The following is an 8,771-nucleotide window of genomic DNA, read 5'->3' on the forward strand; positions in this document are numbered from 1 at the left end:
CTGGTACATTAAAGATAGATGATAGGGTGGTAAATGATGTAGAGCCAAAGGATAGAGATATAGCCATGGTATTCCAGAATTATGCCCTATATCCACATATGACAGTATATGATAATATGTCTTTTTCGCTTAAGCTAAGAAAGATGGACAAGCAGGAAATAGATAAGAAGGTAAAGGAAGCTGCAAAGATACTTCAGCTAGAAAACCTATTAGACAGAAAGCCTAAGGCCCTATCTGGTGGACAGAGACAGAGAGTTGCCCTAGGTAGGTCTATAGTTAGAAATCCTAAGGTATTCTTGATGGATGAGCCCCTATCAAACCTGGATGCTAAGCTTAGAACAGAGATGAGAGCCCAGATATCAAAGCTACACAAGGACCTTGGAGCTACATTTATATATGTAACACATGACCAGACTGAAGCCATGACAATGGGTGACAGGATAGTTGTAATGAAGGACGGTGTAGTTCAGCAGATAAACAAGCCTAAGGTTTTATATGACAATCCAGTTAACAAGTTTGTAGCCAGCTTTATAGGTAGTCCCCAGATGAACTTTATGGATGCTGAAATCCTTAAAGATGGTGAAGATATAGTAGCAAGCCTACCAGGTAAGGAAGCAAAATTCCTAATTCCTAAGGGTAAGGCTGCCTTCCTTGAAGAAAAGGGATATGTAGGTAAGACTATTATAATTGGTATTAGACCTGAAGATATACATAAGGAGAAAGTATTCCTTGATATGTCTGAAAACAGCCAGTTTAAGGCCGACGTAGTAATCAGAGAGCTAATGGGAGCAGAAATATATGCTTACCTTGATTTCAAGGGAACAGAATTGATAGCTAAGTTTGATGGTAGAAGTGATATAATGCCAAAACAGACACTAGATCTAGCTCTTGATATGAATAGAATGCACTTCTTTGATAAGGAAACAGAAGAAAATATCCTATTTGATGCAGAATAATATATATTTTTACATTCTATGATATCGCGTAAGATAAATCCATAAAAATAGCCTTGGTTAGAGGAGAATCCTCGCCAAGGCTATTTTACTTCTAATTATCATGTCTAATTTTATGGTTGTATAATATTGGTTGTATAATATTTAGCGTTGGTGAGAGAAAAAGTTCTCTCCCAACGCTAAATTTTTGCAAAAAAATATGAACACACATCAAATCTCATGTATAATTTAAATCACGACAAATAAAAAACAAGGAGAAATAATATGTGTTCTAATACTAGTATAACAGAAATCTTAGGAATTAACGATAACAATTTAGTAATTTTAAGTAACGAGAAAGAAAATATTAAGGGGATAGAATATACAGTACTAAGGGGAAAGCTTTTGTATATGCCATTTCCTATAATATAATAAATAGTTACACAAAGCAAATAAAAACCTTTTTTAGCTTATTGCAATAAATTATAAGTATCTGTTATAATAGCCGTGTACAGATATCAGGAATTTGACAGGTTTATAATTTAAGGAATATATGGATATGTTTGATGATAGAATAAAGAAAGATATAGATAATATAATTTTAGTAGTTTTTATTTTAGTAAGTACATCCCTCTTAACGGATGTTTTTTACAGTGTAGTGCTCGGTGTTTCGACTGCATTTGGAATTGATATTACGGAATGGGCTTCAAATAATGATTTTTTTATGGATACCTTATTTTGCTTTTTTGCGGTACCTTTGTTTGGTATATGGTTTATTACAAGATTTGGCAATAAAAGACATGAGAATCAGCTTTCTTTGATGCCTGCACTTTCGGTAACAGCTTTTGGAGTAGGCGGAATTGCGATGCTCTGGCTTTCATTTTTAAGTAAGATACTTGGGAATGTGGCTGTAATATCTGAAAGTATGGATAATTTTAGAGAGTCATGGTCTGGTATGGACAGTGAACCATATATATGGGTATTTATGTCGGTTGTAATTGCTGGTCCTATATTTGAAGAAATTGTATTTAGAGGTCTTATATATAATTATATTGAAGAATTAGGTTCAAGTACCGCAGCGATTATAGTTTCAGGTATAACTTTCGGAATATGGCATGGAGAACCTGTACAGATGGTATATACCGCATTTATGGGCATAGTGTTAGGGATAGTATATTATAGAACAAGATCGCTTAAATATACAATATATGTGCATATAGTAAATAATCTGCTTTCAACTCTACCACCTTTCCTTGACACTGATATTAACAATGCTGCAATAAGTTATATATCTTATATAATGATAATACCTATGCTTGTAATAGTGTACAATATGTCAAAATACAGATATAATGATATGCCTTGTAAGGAAAATATAATGAGTGAAAAATAAAATGACAAAATGAATGTTTACCTTTAAAAGATGTTGAGTATTGGATAAAGGATACAAAGGAGATTGCTGACCTTGCAGATGATGAAGGCGATAAGATTACTTCAGATATATTTAATGGCTATCTTAAAGAATACCAGAAACTTGAGTGGATGCTTAAATCATATGTAGAATAACAATATGTATTGAGGGCTTGTCGGTAAATAGATAACTTAAAAATAGGGAGTGAGTGGCTCATTTTGAGTCACACACTCCCTAAACTTTTCCTGAAAAGAAAAGAGATGGCTAACTACAACTATCTCTCTCCGTTACATGTTATAATGTAACTATGCACTCAGCTAACTGTTATCTTACGCAAATATGCGAGGAATACCATCTATTGACCGTATTGTAGATTTATGTCAAAGAGATATTGCTTTTATTTGGCTCACTCAATGAAGGTTTATATGATAATGCGTCTATGGAAAGATACTTCAATACGCTGAAAAACGACCTTATTTGTCAGCATTATTACCATTCAGAGAAAGAACTCTATACAGCAATCGAAGAATTTGCGTATGTTCAATATAACCATGTTCGTCCGCATTCTTATAATAATTACAAAAGGCCATATGAGGCACGCTATAGGGTTATATAAACCCCATAGTAAAAATTAGGTTGTAATGTTACAAAAACACTTGACCACAACAGTCTCATCTTTTATTATGTATTATATAAAGAATTTGGAGGTATTTATTACTAATATCTGCTTGATTTATGTATAGCAATAATCTATAACATTATTATATGTTTTTTTAAAAAATATTATATTAATAGTTTTAGTGGATTTAGTAGAATCCAGTATTAAAGTTTTTTGCTTAATTTTATCATTCAATGAATTAATTAATTTTTAAGACGAAGGGGATTGTTATGAGAAAAGAAAGATTGATTGCATTTACAGATGCAGTACTCGCAATAATAATGACAGTTTTGGTATTAGAACTGGAAAAACCGTCAGCACCTACTTTAGAACAATTCTGGGCGTTACGACATAGTTTTTTTGCGTATTTTCTTTCATTCTTTTGGCTTGGCTCATTATGGATGGCATTAAATGGATTGTGGGAGAATGTTAAAAGAATTTCTACTCCTGTTATTTGGTGGAGCTTAGGACTCTTGTTCACATCTTCATTTTTACCTTATGCAACAGGGCTTGTAAGCACTTATTTTAATAATAGAACAATACAAGTATTTTATGGAATAATAGCTATTGTAACAACAGTATTTAACTGGTTTTTGCATAAGTCTTTAGAGTCTCCTAATTCTGATAATAAAGAATTAATTGTTGCAATTGGAGTCTATAGGAAACTGTTAATACCAGATATAGTAATAAAAATAATTGGCTTGATACTGGCTGTTTTGGTATATCCACCTATAATGATGTACAGTGTATTAATTGCAGCTGCGTATATTATTACCCTTAAACATATCAAAGGTATTTAAGATAACGGATGAATATAAAACCCCGACTTCATCGGGAGTGTAAATAGGCACAGAAAAAGCACATAACTGAAAGATTTTGGCTCTATGTCAAATAACGTTGGTGATAATTTAAATCAACAAAATCTATTAAATTATGCGGCAGCATCCATAGCAAACTGATAGCTATGCATGTTGCCCTTTTGTATCTTATACCTTTCCATTAGCATTATCCTTGCCTTAAAATTTCTAAAACTCCTATATCCGTAGGATACTCTTTTAATTACCTTTATCTTATTGTTTTTGACCTCCACCATAGCACTCGTATAGTCATATTTTAATGAGTGGTTGATTGTATAATCAAGTTGAACAATTAAATAAAAAATCCATAGCTATACTTCTGTGGTAGGATGTAGGTGTAAAATCAACAATTAACCAAAGGAGTTATCACTATGGATCATGTATATTTTACCACAATTAAACATGAAAGATGTAGACTATATTGCTGACATAGAAATATGGTGTAACAGCTTGCCACGTAAAATACTAAATTATCGTACACCGGATGAAGTCTTCGAAGATAAGCTTGACCTTATATATCGACAGACAGCTTCGTGATATGGATTTTTAGTTATCAATGTTCAACTTATTATTGCAATTTATGTAAAATATAAAATACTTGTTTAAGTTAAACTTAAAGGGGAATAATATACACATGAAGATTAATTTACGGGTAGGATAGATAAAAATCTGAATTTTACTTGCAATTTAATTATTGATGTGGTAGAATGTATACATCTTAGATATATGCTATGAAAAAGGAAGAGTAGGGTGGCAATCATCTATAGAGAAGTTGGATCATCGGCTGGAAGTCCAACTAGACAGACCTATCTGAAAACTACCTTTGAGCAGAACTTATTAGCCTAGGTGAAAGTGTTCGGTTGACTACCTTATAGTCTTTTGAGTGTCCAGAGTCTATCTGGAAACTTGGGTGGAACCGCGATTATTCGTCCCAATTCTTTATGAATTGGGATTTTTTTTATACAAATTTGAGCCTTATAATACTCGAGAAACTTGTAAGACTCAAAGAAGGATCCTTGTATAAAAAAACCTGGACTTTTACTAAGTATAGTAAAGACTAAAGAATTAAATTATGGAGGTATAGATATGTTAAAGATTGAATTAAGAGATGGCAACTTTGTAGAAGTTGAAAAAGGTGCATCACTTTTAGATGTTGCTAAGGGTATTAGCGATGGCTTTGCTAGAAGTGTACTGATTGGTGCAGTAGATGGTAAACTAGAAAGCCTAAATAAGAAGTTAGACAAGGATTGTAAGGTTGACTTCTATAAGTTTGACGATGAAGAAGGTAAGGAAGTATTCAGACATACTTCAGCCCATATATTCGCCCAGGCAGTTAAGAGATTATGGCCTGAGGCTAAGTTAGCTATAGGTCCTGCTATAGAAAATGGCTTCTACTATGACTTTGACCTAGACTATAGACTAGTTCCAGAGGATCTAGAAAAAATAGAAGCTGAAATGAAAAAGATAGTTAAGGAAGACTTACATATAGAAGGCTTCGAGGTTTCTAAGGAAGAGGCTATTAAGATGATGGCTGAAAGAGGAGAAGACTACAAGGTAGAAATGATAAATGACCTACCTGATGGTGAGATAATCTCTATGTATAGGCAGGGAGAATTTGTAGACCTATGTAGGGGACCACACCTAGAGTCTACTAAGAAGGTCAAGGCCTTTAAGCTACAGTCAATAGCGGGTGCTTATTGGAGAGGTGATGAAAACAACAAGATGCTTCAGAGAGTATACGGTACTTCATTTGAAAAGAAGAAGGACCTGGATGCCCACCTATTTATGTTGGAAGAAGCTAAGAAGAGAGACCATAGAAAGATAGGCAAGGAATTAGGCCTATTTATGATACCTAATGAAGGTCCTGGATTCCCATTATTCTTACCAAGAGGTACTGCCCTAAAGGCTGCCCTAATGAAGTATTGGGAAGAAGTACATAGGGAAGCCCACTATGTTGAAATAGAAACTCCTATAATCTTAAATAGAAAGCTTTGGGAGACTTCAGGACACTGGTTCCACTATAAAGAAAATATGTATACTGTTCAGATAGACGAAGAGGATTACGCAATTAAGCCAATGAACTGTCCAGGAGCCATGTTATTCTACAATTCGCAGCTACACTCTTATAGGGACTTCCCAATGAGGGTTGCTGAAAGAGGTAGGGTACATAGACATGAGTTGTCAGGAGCACTACACGGATTGATGAGGGTTAGAGCCTTTACTCAGGACGATGCCCATATCTATTGTTTGCCAGAACAGATTAGAGATGAGGTTAAGGAAGTAATCGACCTAATAGACAAGGTATACAAGCAGTTTGGATTTAGTTATCATGTAGAGCTATCTACTAGACCAGAGGATTCAATGGGAACTGATGAAGAATGGGCAATTGCTGAAGATGGTCTAAGGGGTGCCTTAGAAGAAATGGGTATTGATTATAGAGTTAATGAAGGTGATGGTGCCTTCTATGGTCCAAAGATAGACTTCCACCTAAAGGATTGTCTAGGAAGAACTTGGCAGTGTGGTACTTGCCAGTTAGATATGCAGTTACCTCAGAGATTTGATGCTACATATGTTGGTAAGGATGGAGAAAAGCATAGACCAGTTATGCTACATAGGGTTGTCCTAGGATCTATAGAAAGATTCATAGGTATATTGATAGAAAACTATGCGGGTAAATTCCCAGTATGGTTGGCTCCATGCCAGGTTAAGGTACTATCTGTATCAGACAAGTATAATGATTTTGCTAAGGAATTACAGGACAAGCTATTTAACGCGGGTATCAGGGTTGAACTAGATGACAGGGCTGAGAAGGTTGGTTTTAAGATCAGAGAAGCCCAGCTAGAAAAAATACCTTACATGCTAGTAGTTGGTGAAAAGGAAATGGAAAGTGGTCTACTATCAGTTAGATCTAGAGATGAAGGTGAATTAGGTCAGATGTCAGTTGAGGACTTCCTTGCTAAGCTAAACAAGCAGATTGCTGACAGAGAAAATGTAGATGTAGAAGTATTATAATAGGAAATAAGCTAGAAAAATACCTACTACATACTAATATATAAGTAAAGATTATTAATAGGGGACTAGGTTCTACCAGAAAAATATGGTGGAGGCCTGGTCCTCTTTTTGTGTATAAGACTAATTGGAACCTTTTAATCACTTTTAAAAAATATTTTTAAAAAATTTATTTTAAGTACTTGACAAGGTCCATAAAAAGTAGTTTAATATACATATAAGCTTTTAGCACTCTAAGTGAGTGAGTGATAATAAAAAGGTAGGTGATACTATGGATCTTACAGAGAGACAATTAAATATATTGAAGGCCATAGTAAAAGACTATGTGGAGACCGCTGAGGCTGTTGGTTCCAGAACCATATCAAAAAAATATGATTTTGGTATTTCAGCAGCGACCATCAGAAATGAGATGTCTGACCTAGAGGATATGGGTTACTTAGTTCAGCCCCATACGTCTGCAGGCCGAATCCCAACCAAGAAGGGATACATGCTATATGTAGATTCCCTGATGGGTAATAGGGAGTTAGAAGAAAATGAAAAGGAGATGCTGAGAAAGTGCGTGGAGAACAACTTCAACAGGGTTGATGACCTACTCGATGAGTTGTCTAAGATATTATCTAGCATTACCAACTATACTACTGTCGCAGTATACGATAGGAATAGGGGGCTAAGGACTATAAAGCATATTCAGTTAGTCAGCCTATCACCAGAAAAAATCCTATTGATACTAGTAGCAGATAATGGAGAAATAAAGAGTAGAGAGTTTGATACTTTTGTTGAACTTCCACAGGCTAAGCTAAATGTTATATCAAATAGCCTATCTAACAAGCTATCAGGTAAAAAGTTTAGTGAGTTGGATGAAGAGATGGTAGCCTATATTAAATATGAGATAGGTGAGTATTCAGAAATAGTAGATGACCTAGTCTACCTGCTGAATGCGGATAGTGATTATAAGATATCCATGAATGGAGCAACAAATATATTTAACTATCCAGAGTTCAGTGATATGGTAAAGGCCAAGTCCTTCCTAAATATGTTGGAAGAACGTGAGAGCCTAGCCAAGATGATAAGGACTAAGGGTATTCAGAAGGACAACCTGAACATAGTTATTGGTAATGGAGATGATGTAAGTACAGACTTGAGTATCATAACAGCTACCTATAATGTCCAGGATGACCTACAGGGAAAGATAAGCTTTATAGGACCAACTAGGATGGATTATTCAAAGGTATACTCAATCTTAAATTATATGAGTATGTTACTAGATGGTAAGTGATGATTATAAATATTGAGAGGGGTGTATGATTTGGATAAGGAAATAAAGGATCCAATTGATATGGAGCAAGAAGTTGTCCAGGGTGACAATAAAGAAGAAACAAACGAAGAAATTCTAGTAGAGGATGGACAGGGGCTTGGAGAAGAGGTCACTAGTTCAGAATCTGAAGAAAATGGTCAAGAAAATATAGATGAAGCTGAACCAGCCTTCCAGATAAAGGCATTAGAGAATAAGCTAAAGGATCAGGAAGAGGCAATCTTAAGGTTGAATGCAGAGTATGCAAACTTCAGGAGAAGGACTGCAGAGGAAAAGGCAACAATTGGCCTTTATGCCAATGAAAAGAACTTTAATGAGCTAATTCCAGTTATAGACAACATGGAAAGGGCCCTTGATGCTTGTGATGACAAGGAAAGTCCACTATTTGTTGGTGTAGATATGGTATACAAACAGCTCATAGATGCCTTGAAGAATTCAGGTTTAGAAAGAATAGATGCAGAGCCTGGTCAAGATTTTGACCCTAACCTTCATATGGCAGTAATGCAGGAGGCTAGTGATGAATATGAACCAGGTAAGATTTTAATGGTCCTACAAAAGGGCTACAGGCTAGACAAGAAGGTTTTAAGGGCCA

6 protein-coding genes, 5 pseudogenes and 1 other annotated feature are annotated in these 8,771 nt (G+C 35.1%); of the genes and pseudogenes, 10 read left to right on the forward strand and 1 reads right to left on the reverse strand.

Annotated features, from left to right (window positions below):
* The 6 genes and pseudogenes from ACW6OJ_RS06645 to ACW6OJ_RS06670 form a co-directional block, all read left to right on the forward strand.
* Positions 1-956: ABC transporter ATP-binding protein (locus tag ACW6OJ_RS06645; protein WP_456096092.1), on the forward strand; the 956-nt coding region annotated here is incomplete at its 5' end.
* A 261-nt stretch (positions 957-1,217) separates the two neighbouring features.
* A pseudogene (locus tag ACW6OJ_RS06650) lies at positions 1,218-1,349 on the forward strand (ISL3 family transposase); the annotation flags it as partial.
* Between the two features lie 142 nt (positions 1,350-1,491).
* Positions 1,492-2,325: a CPBP family intramembrane glutamic endopeptidase gene (locus ACW6OJ_RS06655; RefSeq protein ID WP_293426365.1), complete on the forward strand. Its 834-nt coding sequence runs from the start codon at positions 1,492-1,494 to the stop codon at positions 2,323-2,325.
* A gap of 38 nt (positions 2,326-2,363) precedes the next feature.
* A pseudogene (locus ACW6OJ_RS06660) lies at positions 2,364-2,498 on the forward strand (ferritin-like domain-containing protein); the annotation flags it as partial.
* Positions 2,499-2,767: 269 nt separating this feature from the next.
* A pseudogene (locus tag ACW6OJ_RS06665) lies at positions 2,768-2,959 on the forward strand (integrase core domain-containing protein); the annotation flags it as partial.
* 272 nt (positions 2,960-3,231) lie between these two features.
* Positions 3,232-3,801: a TMEM175 family protein gene (locus ACW6OJ_RS06670; protein ID WP_293426367.1), complete on the forward strand. Its 570-nt coding sequence runs from the start codon at positions 3,232-3,234 to the stop codon at positions 3,799-3,801.
* A 131-nt stretch (positions 3,802-3,932) separates the two neighbouring features.
* Here the strand turns inward: ACW6OJ_RS06670 and ACW6OJ_RS06675 are convergent.
* Positions 3,933-4,136: pseudogene (locus ACW6OJ_RS06675) on the reverse strand (transposase); the annotation flags it as partial.
* Between the two features lie 142 nt (positions 4,137-4,278).
* On the opposite strand from ACW6OJ_RS06675, the pseudogene ACW6OJ_RS06680 reads away from it, so the two are divergent.
* The 4 genes and pseudogenes from ACW6OJ_RS06680 to grpE form a co-directional block, all read left to right on the forward strand.
* A pseudogene (locus ACW6OJ_RS06680) lies at positions 4,279-4,395 on the forward strand (IS30-like element ISL7 family transposase); the annotation flags it as partial.
* A 185-nt stretch (positions 4,396-4,580) separates the two neighbouring features.
* Positions 4,581-4,795: a binding site (T-box leader), on the forward strand.
* A 149-nt stretch (positions 4,796-4,944) separates the two neighbouring features.
* Positions 4,945-6,870, forward strand: coding sequence for a threonine--tRNA ligase (gene thrS / locus ACW6OJ_RS06685; protein WP_293426369.1), 1,926 nt, complete (start codon positions 4,945-4,947; stop codon positions 6,868-6,870).
* A 268-nt stretch (positions 6,871-7,138) separates the two neighbouring features.
* Entirely contained in the window at positions 7,139-8,143 is a 1,005-nt protein-coding gene (hrcA, locus tag ACW6OJ_RS06690) for a heat-inducible transcriptional repressor HrcA (protein ID WP_293426371.1), read from the forward strand.
* Positions 8,144-8,164: 21 nt separating this feature from the next.
* Positions 8,165-8,771, forward strand: a 607-nt coding sequence (grpE, locus tag ACW6OJ_RS06695) for a nucleotide exchange factor GrpE (protein WP_456096093.1), incomplete at its 3' end; no start/stop codon positions are given.

Source organism: Peptostreptococcus sp., assembly GCF_977045075.1.

Coding starts and splice junctions, on each gene's coding strand:
- thrS (WP_293426369.1), top strand. CDS start 4,945: ATGTTAAAGATTGAATTAAGAGATGGCAACTTTGTAGAAGTTGAAAAA.
- ACW6OJ_RS06655 (WP_293426365.1), top strand. CDS start 1,492: ATGTTTGATGATAGAATAAAGAAAGATATAGATAATATAATTTTAGTA.
- ACW6OJ_RS06670 (WP_293426367.1), top strand. CDS start 3,232: ATGAGAAAAGAAAGATTGATTGCATTTACAGATGCAGTACTCGCAATA.
- hrcA (WP_293426371.1), top strand. CDS start 7,139: ATGGATCTTACAGAGAGACAATTAAATATATTGAAGGCCATAGTAAAA.